Origin of the sequence: Planctopirus limnophila DSM 3776 (assembly GCF_000092105.1) — a bacterium.
GTDB lineage: Bacteria > Planctomycetota > Planctomycetia > Planctomycetales > Planctomycetaceae > Planctopirus > Planctopirus limnophila.
Window position 1 is genome coordinate 3,700,486 of the sequence record NC_014148.1, and the last position, 16,609, is coordinate 3,717,094.

Consider the following 16,609-nt stretch of genomic DNA (forward strand, 5'->3'; position numbering starts at 1 on the left):
TTTGTCGTGTCGTTCCGATGCAAACCGTCTGCGTGTTCTTTTCGGCTTTCCTGGCACGATGACTTCAATTCTCTTGTCAAGACTGTCTTTGACTCTTGACGAAGTCGCTGGTTGCCGAGTTTTCGCGCGTTTTCAGGCCGTACTGCTTGCGTGAAATACGCCATTTATCATCACAGTTCAGGGCTCAAGGAATTCTCAGCGAAGGGGCTGCTGTGACAGAATTCCTTCAGTCGTGAAGCATCAGGACTGAAGGATTAAAAATGAGTGGAAAAGGGCTCAAGTTTTCTGTCTGAACCTTACTCGTGAGTCGTCTGCAACCAGAAATTGACGATCTAATCCGTCATGTTGAACTTCATTGAAGGTCATGCGGCAGGTCTAGGTGGCATCAGTGGTGGGACGCAAATGGCGCGGCATCCTATCGTCGTGCCGTGACACGACCACGCTTAAGAAGTGCTGGGCCAGGTTGGCCGGGTGATCCGACACTCAAGTCTTGTCACCCGAGATCAGGTGAAGAGGGGGCTTGCTCGGGATGTGAGCAGGGCATTAATCCGCTTTACTACGAAGGGCAGGAAGGTAATTCGCTGTAAGTGGCATGCAGGGGCATGCCCTACTGAAGAGCAGGAACTCAACTTCCTGGAGAACTTCGCGGCTTCGCGTGAGGGTGATTTGAAATTCGGAGGTCTCTCGCGAAGGCGCGAAGGCTGCGAAATGGAGAAGAGTTGGTGCATTTCGCTGGTGCTGCATGGCACCCTACGGTTGGAAGAATACAAAAGACCCTCACCCGGCACTTCGTGCCACCCTCTCCCAGAAGACCGGGAGAGGGTGCCCGAGGCATGATGGTATGAAATACATCGTTGCCGATGGATCAATCATTCTGGGCTGGGTTTCGTGGAGTTTTCTTCGCCTTTAAGCCAGTCGAGGGGGAAGCGGGCGAAGGTTAATGTTTCGTAAGCGTTGCGGTCGCCGCATTCGTAGAGCAGGCCGATTTCGCCGTTCGCGAGAACTGTGAGGCAGGAGTACGCACTCGGTCGGGAGTCGATGAGTCGGCCTTCGGACCACGATTTTCCCAGATCTTCACTAATTCGAACGGTCATATTGGCCCGTTTTTGAGAAGAAGCAGGGTTTGCGAACAGAAGTGCTCCGGAGGGATGCCTGACGATGCTGGCCATGCAGGTCGGATCGGGCAACTGGCTGTAAGGGGCTGACCATGTGCCATCGCCCAGCGAGTTTTTACCGGGGGTGAAACGTGACCAGAGTCTCTGACCACGCTGGCTTTCATTCCGCATTGTGAAGAGGAGTGTCCCATCGGCGGCTTCTGCCACCTGAGCTTCAGATGTGGCTGGCTGACTGGCGGCTGCCGGGGGCGTGAGGTGCCAGCTCTGACCGTGATCGTTACTCCACAATAGACAGGCATGGACGACGTTGTCGGCTCCTTTGTATTGAGCCGCAAAAACGAGTGTCCCGTTTTGTAATTGAATCCCGGCTCCAGGCCCCTGGAATAACAGCCGCCAGGCGGGCTGCTTGACTTGTGACGTGATGGAGACGGGAGTTGACCAGGTGAGTCCATCGTCTTTGCTGGAGGCTATGACGAGTTGGCCGGTCTCTTCGGGGGAAAGTCCGGGGCCGGAACCATGCCAGGCTCGTTTGCCGAACGACCAGAGTGCGGTCACGAAGATTTCGCCGGTCTCTCGATCGACGAGAATGGCCGGATCGCCGACACCATTGCCAGCGGAGTTCGGGGCTGATTTGTCGTAATCCATGATGGTTTGGAGTGGCCCCCAGGTCTGGCCACCATCGGTGCTGCGGAGGAGTCCCACGTCGATATCGCCCGGGAGATCGACGGCTGATTTGTGGCGATTATCGAAGACCGCGAGGAGCGTGCCCTTGTTCGATGTGGCCAGGCCGGGAATTCGATAGGTGTGAATCCCGTCGTCTCCCTGTCGGCGAATGACGGTGCGGAAGAGGTTCTCGTCGCCTTTGACAAGAGGAGCGGGATTTTCCTGCGAAGTGCAGAATTCGAAGGGAGTGGCGAAGGCGATGAGAGCGAGTGTCCACGCGATGCAGGGAGTGAGAGTGATCGTACCCACCCAGAAACTGCACAAAGCCAGGAGGGAGGTTTTCAATGAGTTGACCACAAGAGAGTTCATGGAAGAGGCTTTCGAAGTCTGGGTGTGCCAGCAGGCGGGGTGAGACCGGCAGTCAAATCAGGAGTATGTCCGATCTTTCGCCCGGTAACAAAAGTGAAAGCCTTCCAGTTCGGAGAGAAATGGAAAAAGCGGAGAGATCATGGTTGTCTTAAAAGTCAGGAAAATTTCGCAGGCGAAGTTTTACGCGCAGGAGGAAATTGATATATTCAATGACCAATCGGTGAAATTTTGATCCGTTCCGGCTTCTGCTCACGGCCTTGAATTGGTTCTGCCCGCCGTTTGGATGTTTCGAGATAGACTCTCGATTTTGATCTCATTGACCTACCACTCCGAGGAAATCTCCATGCGACAGCCCAATCGACATTCCTCCGCTTCCAGCCGTCGAGAGTTTTTGAAGCAGACAGGTGCCCTGGGTGCCGCATTGTATGTGGGTAGCCAGAGTTTGAAGGCTCAGGAAACCGAACGTTCGGCGAACAACGAGATTCGCTTTGCCTGTATTGGCGTCGAAGGAAAGGGATCCAGTGATCGCGATGACGCCGGTCGTCATGGCAAGATTGTCGCCTTGTGCGATGTCGATAGTGATCGTCTGGAAAAGGCGGCTGCCCGCTATCCGCAGGCCAAGAAGTACACCGACTTTCGCAAGATGTTCGACGAGATGTCGAAGGACATCGATGCTGTAACAGTCAGTACTCCTGACCATACGCATGCCGTTTCTGCTGCTCGTGCTTTGCGGGAAGGGAAGCATGTCTTCTGCCAGAAGCCACTGACCTACACCGTTCAGGAAGCTCGCCTGCTACATGATCTGGCCAGCGAGAAGAAGCTGTGCACCCAGATGGGTAACCAGGGAACAGCTTCTGGCGGATTGCGTGAAGCAGTTCAGATTATCCGCAAGGGTGATCTGGGCGCAGTGAAAGAAGTGCATATCTGGACGAACCGCCCCATTTGGCCACAAGGCTTAGGGCGTCCGACAGCCGTTGAAACTCCTCCCAAGACGCTCGACTGGGATCTGTGGCTCGGCCCTGCACCAGAACGTCCCTACAACTCGGCTTACGCTCCTTTCAAATGGCGCGGCTGGCTCGACTTCGGTACGGGTGCACTGGGCGATATGGCTTGCCACACGATGAATATGTCGGTGATGGCACTCGATCTGTTCGACCCGGTTTCGGTCGTGGCTGAGTCTTCGGGGATTATCGAGAACGAGTCGTATCCCAAGAACTCGAAGATTACCTATAAGTTCAAGGCCAACGACAAGCGTGGGCCAGTGACGCTTTACTGGTATGACGGTGGCAACCGCCCTGATCCTGCACTGATGCCTGGTGTCAAGCAGGGGGCGAGTGGTTCGCTGGTGATTGGTGAGAAGGGCCTGATCTTCTCGGATAACGATTACCACGGCACTTACACGTTGCTGCCGACCGAGCAGTGGAAGGACTACACCAAGCCCGAGTACAAGGTTTCGCCTGGCCACTTCAAGGAGTTCGCCGACGCGATTAAGGAAAACAAGCCTGAGCTGGCAGTATCGAACTTCGATTACGCCTGCCGCCTGACGGAAACGGTGCTGCTGGGTAACGTGGCTCTGCGTGCCGGTAAGGAAATTGAGTGGGATGGCGTGAACATGAAGGTCACGAACCTTCCTGAAGCCAACAAGTTCCTGACTCGCGAATACCGCAAAGGTTGGGAACTCTTCTAGTTCGGCGAGAGCATTGCTGGAGGCGATGAATCGTTCATTAAGTAAATTTAAGCCCCGGTACCTTTTCGAAGGTACCGGGGCTTTTTGCTTGATGGGTGGCTATGGTCAAACGTCTTCGTTTGACCACAGGTCATTGGACGTTGGTTGTTGATAGCCATGTGCATGGGGTGTTGTGAGGAAGGTTGCCGATGCATTTGTGCCGGTGAGCTTTTTGACCAGGGGGCGGATGAAGACATCCGACCCCTGCCACCCGGATGAATTAGAGATCGGGAGACTTACGGAAGAGATGAATCATGCAGATCTTCTTGGAGAACTTCGCGGCTTCGCGTGAGGATGATTTTTCGTTCGGACTTCTCTCGCGAAGGCGCGAAGGGAATTGAGAGACAAAAATTTGGTGACAGGCAGAAATGAGGAGAAGACCCTCACTCTCCCCTCTCCCACACAGACGTGGGCGAGGGTTGTAGAGGAGGACACGCATGGCCGGGCTATGCCCGAGTGAAGCTGAGTGTGCCCTCTTGAGATTGCGGGTTCAAAGCCATACTCTCTCCGGCGTCATGGAATCATTGGGTGGTGCTGATTCAGGCTGACCATCGATCGCACTCGAAAAGCGAATCGACGTGGAGAGTTTGAGAACAAATCTGCAGGAGTAGGCTCGCACATGGGGATCTGGTTGTGGAGGCATATTGTTCCCGGTGTCTCGGCTATCGGACTGGCGGCAATTGTGCTGCTGATCTCTGACTTACCGCGCAGGAGCAGTTCCGATGCGAGCAAAAGCCAGCCACCACAGGTGGTGATGCTGCAGATGTCGTCTCAGTCGATTATGGATGAGGCCGCTGTGAAGGTGATTGCAGGGCTGGCTGAAGCCGGATTTGTGACAGACCAGAAGTCGGCAGATCAGAGTGGCAAAGGCAGGGCGATCGTGCTGACGAGACTCAATGCCGAGAACGACATGGCGACGGCTAACGCTATGGCGACTGAAGTGGTGGGTGGCCGATATGATCTGATCATTACGTTATCGACGCCTTGCCTGCAGGCTGTGGCCAATGCCAACAAACGAGATCAGGTCAGGCATGTATTTGGTTTAGTCTCTGATCCCACCGTCGCGGGAGTTGGAGTCGGCAGTGGGCCAATGGATCATCCGCCTTATATGGTCGGGATCGGGACATTGCCTCCGGCTGAGAAATCCTTCGAGCTGGCCAAGCAGATCAATCCGGCACTCAAGAGGGTCGGCGTGGTCTGGAACCCTGCGGAGGTGAACTCGGAAATCGCGACGAAGGTAGCTCGAACGACCTGTCAGAAACTGGGAATAGAACTGCTGGAAGCCAATGCCGAGAACACGGCAAGTGTGCGTGAAGCGGCTGTTTCACTTATCGCCCGGGAGATCGACGCGTTGTGGATTGGCGGTGATATTACAGCGCTGTCGGCGGCAGATGTGCTGATTCAACTGGGCAATCAGGCCCATATTCCCGTCTTTACGTGTATGCCCGGGAATGCAGCGAAAGGGGCATTGTTTGATGTGGGAGCCAACTACAGTGTCGTAGGACATCAGGTCGGAAAGCTGGCGGCACGCGTACTGGCTGGCGAGGAACCTGCCAAGATTCCCTGGGAGGTGGCCATTCCTCCCAAGCTGTTTTTGAACAAGGGGGTGATTGGCAATTTGAAGGGCGAGTGGAAGTTTCCAAAGCAACTCCTGGATCAAGCCGATGTGATTATTGATCCAGCGGCTAAAGAACCACTCAAAACAACATTGACCCGGCCTGGTTGTTCGCGGCCAGTTTGCAGGGGCTGTTCCATCGACCGTGTCTGTGGTTAAGGGAGAAAACCAGATTATGCAGATAACTCCACAACCACATGGCGATCTTCTGGAGCTGAAGTTGAGCGGGCGGCTCGATGCCGAGTGGGCCGACCTGTTGAAAAGTGCAATTCAGGATGCGTTGCGTCGTGGTTCGCATGCTCTGCTGCTCGATTTTACCGAAGTCCATTATGTGAGTTCGGCGGGACTTTCCGTGCTGGTGAATGCTCATCAGAAGTATCAGGAAATTCGAGGTTTCTTCGGTATTGGCGGTCTCACAGGCCCGGTCGAAGAAGTGGTACGACTCACAGGGCTGTCGAAGCTTTTGTTGTGTGATCCCGAAACTGCGCGAAAGTCGCATGCGGGGGCTATGGCGACAGTCCATCTTCCCGTGGGAATCAAGTCGACCTCTGCGGCTGATTACGAAGTGTACGACCTCGAGACATTGGGGCCCGTCGAATGGGAATGTCTCGGGAAGCCTGATGACTTTGATAGCCTGCCCATCGTGGCGAACCCGGCGAATTCCTGGGAAATGTCGGCGCACGATTTTGCGATTGGTCTGGGGGCTTTTTCGCAAGATTCATCTGCAGCGGGCTCAGGGGCTGCAGGCTCGCAGACCGGAGAACTCCTGGCGGCAGCGGGTGTTGTCGCCATTCAGCCAGCCGGTGGGGCGACACGGCCTGATTACCAGATCCTGCAGGGCGGGTATTCGCCCAGGCCTCAATTGCTGTACGGACTTCGATGCTCTGGCGAGCCACGGTGGCTCTTGCGATTTGATCAGGATGATCGAGAGGAGTTCCTGCCACTTTATCGGCTGACTGAAAGTGCCTTGGAGACAGCCGGGAGTGAGGCGGCTTTGATATTGGTTCTGGCTGAAACCAGTGGCCTGGTGGGTGCCACATTACGGCAATCGCCAACGGCACCTGTTGTGGGAAATTCTCGCTTTGAACATCCGGGGGTTCGCGACTGGCTGGCATGGACACCACAGCGCGAGCATGGGGAGTCGCTGGTGGTGGCCGTGGGTGTGGTGGCGAGCGTCAGCCGATTGGCCAATGATTCGCCACTGAAGCCATTCCTTAGACCATTAGCAAATGAGAGCGATCTGTGGGGGCATTTTCATGCGGCCATTTTCCCATTCAGGCCATTTAAGAAGCGATTACTGGATTGGGGGCAATTTATTCCGGGATTGTTTGAAAGTGGGACTTTGCAAGGGGTGATGCATCTGGTGAATGATGACCGTCCGATTATCGGGGCTGGCGACAGCGAGTTTATCCGCGGTGCCTGCTGGGTAGGTCCTCTGGCTGCAGAGAGGGGGATCTCGCGATGAGTCTGTTGATTGGTGCACTGACAATGGGGCTGATGCTTTCCCTTCTGGCGATGGGAGTGTTGATCAGTTTCCGCATTCTGGCGTTTCGAGATCTGACGGTCGATGGTTCGATCACTCTGGGTGGGGCTGTGGCTGGGATGCTGATTGCACAGGGGTATTCCCCGATCCTTTCGACGTTTGCCGCAATGCTCTGCGGAGCGTTGGCCGGGAGTGTTACGGGTATTCTGGCCACCCGGCTCAAGATCAACGGGTTGTTATCAGGAATTCTGGTGATGACCGCACTGTATTCGGTCAACCTGCGTGTGATGGGCAAAAGCAACATTCCGCTCATGAATGAGACGACGCTCTTTTCGATGGTTCAAAGCTGGGCGAAGAGCGAAGATCGCTGGACGTTTCTGATCTGGCAGGCACCGCTGCAGGATGTTTTTGTACTGCTTCAGTTATGCGTCATGATTCCACTGGTGGCTTTGATTGTGTGGGCTTACTTTCAGACCGAGCATGGCCTGAGCATGCGGGCCACTGGCGATAACCCGGACATGATTCGTGCTCTGGGAGTGAATGTGGACTGGATGACGGTGGCGGGTCTGGGACTCTCGAATGGATTGGTGGCACTTTCGGGAGCACTGCTGGTGCAGTATCTGGGCTTTGCCGATGTGCAGATGGGGATTGGCATGGTTGTGCTGGGGTTTGCGAGTGTGATCATTGGCGAATCGCTGGTTCGGAGCAGAAGTCTGGGTCTACTGCTGATCGGTGCAATCATGGGGTCGCTGCTGTTCCGACTGCTGGTGGCGATTGCTTTGAGATGGGGGCTGAATCCCAATGATCTCAAGCTGGTGACGGCCTTGTTTGTTCTGGCCGCTCTGGTGTTGCCCATGGTGCTGGCCCGCATTTCCCGACCTGGCAAGACTCAAACTTTGGAGGTCGCTCCGGATGCTTAAGCTGGTCGATCTGAAAAAGACATTTCATCCGGGAACTCCGAATGAAGTCCGTGCTCTGCAGGGGGTGAGCCTCACGATTGAAGAAGGTTCATTCGTGGTGGTGATAGGCACGAATGGTTCGGGGAAATCGACATTACTCAACGCGGTCGCAGGGACGTTTCTTGTCGATCAGGGAAAGATTGAACTGGCAGGTCAGGATGTAACGGGTTGGCCGGAACATCGCCGGGCGAAGTTCATCGGCCGGGTGTTTCAGAATCCTTATATGGGGTCGGCACCGCATCTTTCGATTGCCGAGAACCTGGCTTTGTCGGCAAGACGTGGTGATTTTCGTGGCTTGAACTGGGCATTGAAGCGGCGGCAACTTGAGGAACTCCAGCAGCGAGTGCGGGAGATGGGCCTGGGAATGGAGAACCGCTTAACGAACCTGATTGGCAGTCTTTCGGGAGGGCAGAGACAATCGTTGACTTTGCTGATGGCAAGCTTGAAGCGTCCTGATCTGTTGCTGCTCGATGAACATACGGCTGCGCTGGACCCCAAGTCGGCTGATCAGGTGATTCAACTGACGGAGAATCTTGTCCGTAAGCAGAAGCTGACCACGTTGATGGTGACGCACTCGATGCAACAGGCGGCCACGCTGGGCGATCGGTTGATCATGATGGTGCGTGGGCAGATTCGTTACGACTTTCAAGGGGCTGCGAAAAAGCGACTGACACCCGAAGCGATCTTGAGCAAGTTTGAGGAAGTTCGCCGGATGGATCTGCTCGATGAATCGGCTGCGGAACTTCTGAGACAGAGATATGTGTAGGTCTGTGATGCGGGAGAGGATATCGGTTCACCACGAAGGAGTGTGGAGAAGGATTGGGCGTGGTGAGTTGGAGAGAGAAGTCGTGGCAGGGCATGCGGATGGCGTGGCTGCTTGTGGTTTGAAAAATGAGTGGCTGGGGTCAAACGTCCTCGTTTGCCCCCAGGTAATTAGGCTCTAATGAATTCAGTCGAACGTGCTCGAAAGTCATGAAGGCTTGTTTCGGATGCATTTGCGCTGGTGAAGCCGATTGACCAGGGGGCGAATGAAGACATTCGACCCCTGCCACCCGACAGAATGAAAACATGAAGTAGAAAGGCGTGACGACCACGCCCTTTCGCAGTTCGTTTTAGATACGTTTTCCTAGAAATTATAGCGCTGTGTTGGTTGCGAAAACATGCTTGCCCAGAGCTGCAAGCATGGCACTCAGAGCCGCCCTTTCCAGTTTTGACATCAGGCTCGAAGACCACGCCCAAGGCCAGAAAGAGTTAGAGAATCAGGTCGATGCAGCGACGGTCGTTTTGAGTTGTTCAACCATGGCCTGTTGTTTGGCGGCGACCAGTTTCTGGGCTGTAGCGGCTTTTTCTTTGGCAGCCAGCGGATCTTTGACGAGAGATACGACGGTCTCTGAAAGCTGGGCGAGTTGAGCGGGTTGATCGAAGTCGAAGAGCCAGTCCTTGAGACCAATGGCATTCCACATGGTCCCTTTGCTGGTTTGTTCTTCAAACCGGCCCACAATGGCAGGGATTCCGTTGCCAATACACATGATTGGCGAGTGCATTTCGAGGCCGAACAAGCCCAACGATTGCCGATAGACACTCAGGGCTTCATCGGTGAGCCAGTAGTTCTCACGCCAGACGACACGTGGGCGGACATCTTCGGGAAGTTTGTCGAAGATCAATTCTTTGCCGACCTTCATTTGTGAGCGATCTTCGGGGCAGAGGAGAACTTTGGCTTTGGTTTGACGCACAACCTGAGTGATGGCGTCACGCAGCGGGGCGTGATCATGCTCGGCCATGCTTTCGTTGCGGGCATGTTTTTTCTCATCGAAGGGCTGATTCTTGATGAGCCAGTAAGGGGTATAGCGAAGCCTGGGGATACAGCAGATGAACTCGCCGGGAGTGAGCTCTCGGGCGGTTAGAAACGCGTCGGCGGCTGGCTGGTTGGCCAGATCGACAGCAAAGGCTCCATCGGGCCCGAAATCCATGATGGGACAAGTGGCACCATTCGCACGGGCTCGATCGAGAGAAACGGGATCGCGAAAATATGTGAACCTGGCATTGTTCACCCGTTTGAGCGTAGCTTCGTCGAAGGTTCCTAAAGTGACGCCAAAGATGCCATAAGGCTTTTGAGTTTCGTTGACCCACCGGTCAATTTCTTTCGCACCGACGATGGATGGCCCGGAGCCATGCAGCAGAAAATCGTAATCGGTGAGTGCGGCGGTGATTTCATCGCGTGACTGCACGATCTTGAGTTGGGGGAAGCGAGCCATGAGGAGCTCGTGGACACCATCTTTGACACTGCTGGGCCATAAGCCGACTTCGGCTTCGGGATAATGCTGTTCCAGGAGATGCAGGACGCCAGGCGTGTGGGCAATGTCGCCGATGTTCACCGTCTGCCAGGAAGATCGCAAGAGGATTTTGGGGCGAGAGTTCTTTGATGGTGCTGCCCAGGCGCCAGCCGTCAGATTTCGATCAGGTCGAGACAGGGCGCAGGCTGTGCCAAGTGCTGCCACGTTTTTGAGAAAGTCTCGTCGTTGCATCTTCGAGTCATCCAGCAGTGTGTGGTCGATGTGGCGTTTCATCATGGCTGGAAACGCGATTGTTTCCAGCTGATCATGGCTCATGCAGCATGTTTGAGGCTAATCGAAAGGATACCCGCTTGTGCAGTCATGCGGCCTGAAAATGAATGCATGCAAAAGCAATTCACGGGCGGTCGGCATCCATGCGGATGGAGGTGGAAGCGGAATGTTCGACAGGTGGTGTGATGGAAGTTCGCACGCCATCCATGAACATCTGGACGGAGATCGCGACAAGAATCATCCCCATGAGTCGTTCGAGAGCTGTCAGTATGTTTTCACCGAGGAAGCGGTAGAGCCAGGTCGAAGCACAGAGAATCGCTGCGGATGTGGCCCAGGCGATCAGCAGTGCGATCAGCCACGTCCCCATGCGGTCGGGTTCGCGATTGACCAGAAGCAGCAAGGCAGCCAGCATCGACGGCCCGGCCACGCTCGGGATGGCCAAGGGAACAATGAATGGTTCGCCAGAAATCGAAGAACCAAAAATGCCGTCGCGTGGCGGGAAGATCATTTTGATCCCGATGAGGAACAGCACAATGCCTCCGGCCATGCTGATCGACTCCTGTCGCAAGTCGAGTGCGATCAGGAGATAGCGGCCAAAGAAGAGCATCAAAAGGAGTACAACGAGTGCCAGGCAGAGTTCCCGAATCACAATGGGCAGGCGGCGCTCGGGAGGAACATGCTTGAGGACCGAGAGAAATAAAGGAACATTCCCCATGGGATCCATGATGAGAAACAGGAGAATGGTTGCTGAAAGCAGGTTCATTCTGGATCCAGTGGATGAATTGGGGTTCGTTGCGAAGTTCGGGAAGCGCGCGTCCAGTGTTTTTTGAGCCGTAGGTCGTTTTAAGCGATTGACCACGGGGACTGGCCGCAGAGTTTAGAGTGGGTTGGGACGTTCAGCAAATCCGCAGGTGGTGGGATGACTCAAAGGGATCGAATTGATGGAATGTTTATGTTGAGAGTGATTGACTTGAGGGCGGATGAATACGATCGACCTCAGGTACCTGGCAGTATGAAAGCATGAAGTCGAAAAGCGTGAAGACCACGCCCTTGCGCAAGGCCTTCAGGGCGTGCCACCCAAAAATATGCCACTCAGGTGTGTGTCATCTAAGGCAAATTCAAGTGTGGTGGCAGGGTATGCTTATGGCGCGGCTTCTTGTTGTCGTGAAAAGTCACGACAACCTGTGTCGGCAAGTTGGGCACGAGTTGGCCGGGCCACCCGTGGGTTGTTGGTTGAGAAAACATGCTTGCCCAGAGCTGCAAGCATGGCACGCAGAGCGATCTTACGTCATGGAAAGCGTATGAAAGAGGAGTCAATGATGCAGAACCTCTCGACTGGTCTCCTTTGGTTTGTGGCTGCCCTCTGCGTGCTGTTTCTGACTCCAGTGCCGCCGGCCAGAGCTGAAGAAGTCTCGTCCTTTCCGTTAACGCTCGCTCGCGAGAAGAACTGGCTGATCATTCGGTCTCCCCGGTTGCCTCGAGGAGAAATTCGCATCAACTACCTGGAGGCTTATTGTCGGCCAGACTCAACCACAGCCGACTGGCACAAGACGACAATCGGGCACAAGACGGAACTTGTCTCGCTGAGTGACGATCGCCAGACGATGCGTCTGCGATGTACGGTGAACGATGGTGTTGTTGTTGACCATGAGATTGTGGCGAGTGATGGGGAAGTGTCGTTTCAGATCAGGGCGACAAATCCCACCAAAGTGGCTTCGGCGGCCACCTGGGCTCAGCCTTGCATACGCCTGGGAGATTTTACTGGTTTCGCGAATGAGGGAGGTGATCTGGATGATTACCTGCCACGATGCTTTATCTTTCTCGATGGAAAATTGACACGTCTTTCGGAGGTGCGGCCGTGGGCGAAAGAGGCCCGCTACACGCCGGGACAGGTGTGGTGTCCCCCGGGTGTCTCGCGGAAGGATGTCAATCCTCGGCCACTGAGTCCACTCGTCCCCAGTCATGGGTTAATTGGCTGCTTCAGCCATGATGAAGAACTGTTGTTTGCCGTCGCGTTTGAACCGTATCAGGAACTATTTCAGGGTGTGGCCCGTTGCCTGCACAGTGATTTTCGCATTGGTGGTCTTCAACCCGGCGAAAGCCAATCGATTCGAGGAAGAATCTATCTCGGGTCGAATGACGTGCAGCGACTGCTGAAACGTTACGAACGTGACTTTCCAGAGCACCTTAAAAATGCGATGAAATAACAGATTCTCCCGGCAAGGACTGGCCATTTGCCCTGTGAAGGGTATTCTTCGTAATGAGAAGTACGCAAGGAGTTTGGAACTGGCGATGACTGCTTCGGTCTCTGGCAGGGAATCTTGACGGGAAATCGATGGAGATCATTCAAAGAAGTTCCAGCATCCCCATGTCGGCAATCACGCCAGATTCCACGTCATCGGCCGGCCATGAGACGCCGCTGATCGATGTGGCGAAAGTTGGTGCGACAAGAGCTAATGCCGCTACTGGCCCACTTATTGATGTGAGGGATTTGAGCCTCCGGTTCTCCACAGGGAGTGAGATTCTTGCGGCTGTGAATCTGGAGGTGAAGCAGGGAGAGTTTGTGGCCCTTCTGGGCCCTTCAGGCTGTGGGAAGTCGACGCTCTTGCGTGTCATGGCGGGGCTGATCCACAGCACGGGTGGAGAAGTGACGATCGATGGCCTGGAGCCTGCCAGCGCCCGCAAAAACAGGCATCCCCTTGCCTTTGTGTTCCAAGATCCGACGTTGCTGCCCTGGCGGACAGTGCGGGATAACATCCGGTTGCCGCTGGAACTGCAAGGGGTGCCTTACGCCGAGCAGATGAAGGCCGTCGAGGCGAGTCTGCCGCTGATCGGGCTGACGACAGCCGATGCAACCAAGCGGCCGCGAAGTTTATCGGGTGGAATGCGTATGCGGGTTTCGCTGGCCCGGGCACTGGTGACGAACCCGCACATTCTGTTTATGGATGAGCCTTTTGCCGCCCTGGATGATGTGCTGCGGCAGCAACTGAATGAAGAAGTGCTGGCCTTGAGCCGGCAGAAGCAGTGGACCTGTGTGTTTGTGACACATAATGTGGCCGAAGCGGCCTTTATGGCCGATCGCGTGCTGGTGATGCGCTCAAAGCCGGGCGCGATTGCCCGGGTGATCGAAGTGCCATTTGCTCATCCACGAACTGCCGCATTGCGGGAATCGGCCGAGTTCGCCCAGTTCGCCGGTCAGGTGAATCGGGAACTGCGGGAGGTCATGTCATGGTGACTGGACCGGCAACCGGAGTTTCCACAGCAGCTTCGCAGTGGGGATCGTACTTCCTGCGGACGATTGTTCCTCCGTTGGTCCTGTTTGTGATCGTACTGATGGCGTGGGATGGGGCTGTCCGTTTTTGGGGGATCAAGCCCTACATTCTGCCGGGGCCCTGGCGCGTACTGAGTGCGATCGTTTCGAGCCAGGAAGAGTTGACGAAAGCTTTCCTGCTGACCGGTGGGTCGGCTGTGGTGGGGTTTTCGCTGAGTGTGCTGGTGGGGACGCTGGTGGGCTGCCTCTTCTCGCAGTCGACGATTATTCGGAGCAGTGGCTACCCTTATGCGATCTTTTTGCAGACAGTTCCGATTATTGCTGTCGCTCCACTGATCATTTTGTGGTTTGGACGAGGATTTGGGGGTGTGGTGGCGGTGGCGTTTGTCATCAGCCTGTTCCCGATGATCGCCAATGCGACGGCGGGAATGGTGCAGATTGATCCTGATCTGTTTGATCTTTTCAAACTGAATGATGCCTCAAGATGGCAGATTTTGTTTAAGCTGCGGTTGCCGAACAGTGTGCCCTCGTTATGTACCGGGGCACGGACATCGAGTGGGCTGGCTGTGGTGGGAGCGATTGTCGGCGAATTTTACGCGGGGTATGGCTCGAAACATTTTGGTTTGGGGTACATTATCCGGCTGACGACTGATCAGGCGAAGACCGACGCCTTATTTGCGGCGGTCATGGTCTCGACGTTGTTAGGGATATTGATCTTTGGCGTGGTGAGTTTGATCAGTCTGACGGTTCTGGCTCGCTGGGCACCTCCTGAAGTGGGCGAAAGGGCCTGAGAAGATCTTAGAATGCCTGTGCATTGGTCTCGGCGCACAGGAGCATGAGAATGAATTATCGGACGGGGAACTGTTCGGCTGAGAATTGCTGGAGAGGGAGATTGCCAATGATGTCTTCGCGGCTGGTGCTGGGGTGGATGCTGTGTTGTGCTTTATTGCTCGCGGGTTGCCCGATGAATCCTGCGAATCAGGCAGGAGAAGGAGCTGTCAAAACAGCTGACGGCAAGACCTTGACACCCGTAGAAATTACTTTGAACTGGTTTCCTGAAGCCGAGCATGGCGGTTTCTATGCGGCTCTCGTGAATGGCTATTTTGAAGAGGAAGGGCTGGCGGTCACGATCAAGCCGGGCGGGCCAGATATTCCTGTGGTGCAGTATGTGGCTGCGGGCCAGACGCAGTTTGGTGTGGATAATGCCGATAAACTGCTGCTGGTGAGAGCTCAGGAGGCGGATGCAGTCGCGGTGCTGGCTCCGCTGCAGGATAGCCCTCGCTGCATCATGGTGCAGGCGGAATCCGGGATTAAGACGTTCGATGAACTGGCTGCCAAGCCGAAGTTCACGCTGGCGATGAATCCTGGTCAGCCGTTTGCGATGTATCTGCAGAAGAAGCTGGATCTTTCAAAGGTGACCGTTGTGCCTTATGGAGGCAGTCTGGTGCCATTTTTGACGGAGAAGGATTTTGGCACACAGGCGTACAACTTCAGTGAGCCTTTCAATGCCAGAAAACAGAATGCCAATCCGGTCAATCTGATGGTGTCGGATCTCGGCTTTAATCCTTATACCAGCCTGCTGATTACCAGCCGCGAGTTGATTGAGAAGAATCCGGAGCTGGTGCAGAAGGTGGTGCGGGCTTCACTCAAGGGATGGCGCAAATATCTGGATGATCCGCATGGGACGAATACTTACATCAATTCGCTGAATAAAGAGATGGGGATGGATATTCTCGACTTTGGTGTAGAGACTTTGAAGCCACTGTGTGAGCCGGCCCGTCTGCCAGCCGGCCAGTTGGGGAAGATGGATCCCGCCGAGTGGACAAAGCTATCCCAGCAACTGGTCGAGATGGGAGCACTGGAAGCAAGTCAGTCAGCTCCTGAGAAGGCGTATACGACGCAGTTTTTTGAAGCGGCGACCAAGCCTGAGAAATAGTTGAGCTGGAGATATTGTTCACTGAATTTTCGATGATGGAGTGGCACAAAGCCGTGTATCATCATGCGAGACGATCTTCTGATGTGAACTTTCGGATCAACACGGCGAACTGCTGGAGTCGCGGGACTATGAGCTATTTTTTCTCGTTCAACATACTGACTGATGGCCCCATTCGGTTCGACAAGGCCATGCCTGTGCGTGCTCTGATATGTGGCGGAATATTCAGTCTTTCTGCATGTGGCCCTGGCTTTACGGAGCCCATGCAGAAATCGCCAAACTCGATCATCGGGAAAACCACGCAGGATATTGGTGAGTTTAAGCCCGAAGAGAAGAAAGAAGTCAGCGATCAGAAGCTGAATGTGACCAATCCGGTCACCGGGCCACTGGAAGCGTATCGGCCGATGGTGGAGCGAGTGGTGATTGCTCAGATCGATCAGGCACTTCGGCTCTATGAAGCGGAGAATGGCAAGTACCCTGCGACGTACGAAGAGTTCATGGAGCAGATCATCAAGAAGAATGGCATTCGATTGCCTGTGCTGCCGGGCGGCTGGAAGTACGAATACAACGTGGCCGAGCATAAGCTGGAAGTGGTTCAGGACAAGCCGGCGGCCTCCTGAGCGATTGATCGCCAATTACGTTCGAGTTCGCCCCCATCCCAGCCTTCTCCCGTCAGAACGGGAGAAGGAGGAATACGGATTGCGATAAACAACTGCGCGGCGGGTGGCTGGGGTTGAGTCTTCGCCCCCCCACCGATTTTCGGCACGAACTGGGGGTTCGCGAAGACGCTCAACCCCAGCCACCCCATGCCAAAGAGCGCGATTAAATCCTGGAATCCATATCAGAACATACAGCGGTGAAGTCGAGTGTTGATTGATGGCCGAATACGTTCGGGTTCGCCCTCATCCAAG

13 protein-coding genes are annotated in these 16,609 nt (G+C 54.9%); 10 read left to right on the plus strand and 3 right to left on the minus strand.

Annotation, left to right across the window (positions count from 1 at the left end; translation table 11 throughout):
* Positions 1-869: 869 nt before the first annotated feature.
* Positions 870-2,147, minus strand: coding sequence for a sialidase family protein (locus tag PLIM_RS14670; RefSeq protein WP_013111109.1), 1,278 nt, complete (start codon positions 2,145-2,147; stop codon positions 870-872).
* 343 nt (positions 2,148-2,490) lie between these two features.
* Between PLIM_RS14670 and PLIM_RS14675 the strand changes: the two genes are divergently transcribed.
* The 5 genes from PLIM_RS14675 to PLIM_RS14695 all read left to right on the plus strand — a co-directional run bounded on the left by PLIM_RS14675 (position 2,491) and on the right by PLIM_RS14695 (position 8,696).
* On the plus strand, positions 2,491-3,834 hold the full coding sequence (locus tag PLIM_RS14675; RefSeq protein ID WP_013111110.1) for a Gfo/Idh/MocA family protein: 1,344 nt from the start codon (positions 2,491-2,493) through the stop codon (positions 3,832-3,834).
* Between the two features lie 658 nt (positions 3,835-4,492).
* Complete coding sequence (locus PLIM_RS14680; RefSeq protein ID WP_013111112.1) at positions 4,493-5,647, plus strand: ABC transporter substrate-binding protein; 1,155 nt, start codon at positions 4,493-4,495, stop codon at positions 5,645-5,647.
* Positions 5,648-5,663: 16 nt separating this feature from the next.
* A complete protein-coding gene (locus PLIM_RS14685; protein ID WP_013111113.1) occupies positions 5,664-6,953 on the plus strand; it encodes an STAS domain-containing protein in 1,290 nt (429 codons plus the stop codon).
* Entirely contained in the window at positions 6,950-7,891 is a 942-nt protein-coding gene (locus PLIM_RS14690) for an ABC transporter permease (RefSeq protein WP_013111114.1), read from the plus strand. Before PLIM_RS14685 ends, PLIM_RS14690 begins: the two co-directional genes overlap by 4 nt.
* Positions 7,884-8,696 carry an ABC transporter ATP-binding protein gene (locus tag PLIM_RS14695; RefSeq protein WP_013111115.1) on the plus strand — a complete coding sequence of 271 codons (813 nt, stop codon included), beginning with the start codon at positions 7,884-7,886 and terminating at the stop codon, positions 8,694-8,696. The genes PLIM_RS14690 and PLIM_RS14695 overlap by 8 nt, the downstream gene beginning before the upstream one ends.
* 493 nt (positions 8,697-9,189) lie before the next feature.
* Here the strand turns inward: PLIM_RS14695 and PLIM_RS14700 are convergent, their stop codons facing one another.
* Both PLIM_RS14700 and PLIM_RS14705 read right to left on the minus strand, forming a co-directional pair.
* Positions 9,190-10,455 carry a polysaccharide pyruvyl transferase family protein gene (locus PLIM_RS14700; protein WP_013111116.1) on the minus strand — a complete coding sequence of 422 codons (1,266 nt, stop codon included), beginning with the start codon at positions 10,453-10,455 and terminating at the stop codon, positions 9,190-9,192.
* Between the two features lie 163 nt (positions 10,456-10,618).
* The gene (locus PLIM_RS14705; RefSeq protein ID WP_013111117.1) at positions 10,619-11,257 is read right to left on the minus strand and encodes a YhgN family NAAT transporter; all 639 of its coding nucleotides are present in this window, start codon (positions 11,255-11,257) and stop codon (positions 10,619-10,621) included.
* 553 nt (positions 11,258-11,810) lie between these two features.
* On the opposite strand from PLIM_RS14705, the gene PLIM_RS14710 reads away from it, so the two are divergent.
* The 5 genes from PLIM_RS14710 (at position 11,811) to PLIM_RS14730 (ending at position 16,318) form a co-directional block, all read left to right on the plus strand.
* Entirely contained in the window at positions 11,811-12,701 is an 891-nt protein-coding gene (locus PLIM_RS14710; protein ID WP_230849317.1) for a hypothetical protein, read from the plus strand.
* A 128-nt stretch (positions 12,702-12,829) separates the two neighbouring features.
* Positions 12,830-13,729 carry an ABC transporter ATP-binding protein gene (locus PLIM_RS14715; protein WP_013111119.1) on the plus strand — a complete coding sequence of 300 codons (900 nt, stop codon included), beginning with the start codon at positions 12,830-12,832 and terminating at the stop codon, positions 13,727-13,729.
* Entirely contained in the window at positions 13,723-14,556 is an 834-nt protein-coding gene (locus PLIM_RS14720) for an ABC transporter permease (protein ID WP_013111120.1), read from the plus strand. The genes PLIM_RS14715 and PLIM_RS14720 overlap by 7 nt, the downstream gene beginning before the upstream one ends.
* A gap of 107 nt (positions 14,557-14,663) precedes the next feature.
* Positions 14,664-15,701, plus strand: a complete 1,038-nt coding sequence (locus tag PLIM_RS14725; RefSeq protein ID WP_196349457.1) for an ABC transporter substrate-binding protein — start codon at positions 14,664-14,666, stop codon at positions 15,699-15,701.
* A 128-nt stretch (positions 15,702-15,829) separates the two neighbouring features.
* Entirely contained in the window at positions 15,830-16,318 is a 489-nt protein-coding gene (locus PLIM_RS14730; RefSeq protein WP_013111122.1) for a hypothetical protein, read from the plus strand.
* Positions 16,319-16,609: the final 291 nt, after the last annotated feature.

What these genes read in the sequence shown, in the direction of transcription:
- PLIM_RS14690 (WP_013111114.1), top strand. Translation starts at nt 6,950, where the DNA reads ATGAGTCTGTTGATTGGTGCACTGACAATGGGGCTGATGCTTTCCCTT.
- PLIM_RS14705 (WP_013111117.1), bottom strand. Translation starts at nt 11,257, where the DNA reads ATGAACCTGCTTTCAGCAACCATTCTCCTGTTTCTCATCATGGATCCC.
- PLIM_RS14670 (WP_013111109.1), bottom strand. Translation starts at nt 2,147, where the DNA reads ATGAACTCTCTTGTGGTCAACTCATTGAAAACCTCCCTCCTGGCTTTG.
- PLIM_RS14725 (WP_196349457.1), top strand. Translation starts at nt 14,664, where the DNA reads ATGATGTCTTCGCGGCTGGTGCTGGGGTGGATGCTGTGTTGTGCTTTA.
- PLIM_RS14685 (WP_013111113.1), top strand. Translation starts at nt 5,664, where the DNA reads ATGCAGATAACTCCACAACCACATGGCGATCTTCTGGAGCTGAAGTTG.
- PLIM_RS14715 (WP_013111119.1), top strand. Translation starts at nt 12,830, where the DNA reads ATGGAGATCATTCAAAGAAGTTCCAGCATCCCCATGTCGGCAATCACG.
- PLIM_RS14675 (WP_013111110.1), top strand. Translation starts at nt 2,491, where the DNA reads ATGCGACAGCCCAATCGACATTCCTCCGCTTCCAGCCGTCGAGAGTTT.
- PLIM_RS14680 (WP_013111112.1), top strand. Translation starts at nt 4,493, where the DNA reads ATGGGGATCTGGTTGTGGAGGCATATTGTTCCCGGTGTCTCGGCTATC.
- PLIM_RS14730 (WP_013111122.1), top strand. Translation starts at nt 15,830, where the DNA reads ATGAGCTATTTTTTCTCGTTCAACATACTGACTGATGGCCCCATTCGG.
- PLIM_RS14710 (WP_230849317.1), top strand. Translation starts at nt 11,811, where the DNA reads ATGATGCAGAACCTCTCGACTGGTCTCCTTTGGTTTGTGGCTGCCCTC.
- PLIM_RS14700 (WP_013111116.1), bottom strand. Translation starts at nt 10,455, where the DNA reads ATGCAACGACGAGACTTTCTCAAAAACGTGGCAGCACTTGGCACAGCC.
- PLIM_RS14695 (WP_013111115.1), top strand. Translation starts at nt 7,884, where the DNA reads ATGCTTAAGCTGGTCGATCTGAAAAAGACATTTCATCCGGGAACTCCG.
- PLIM_RS14720 (WP_013111120.1), top strand. Translation starts at nt 13,723, where the DNA reads ATGGTGACTGGACCGGCAACCGGAGTTTCCACAGCAGCTTCGCAGTGG.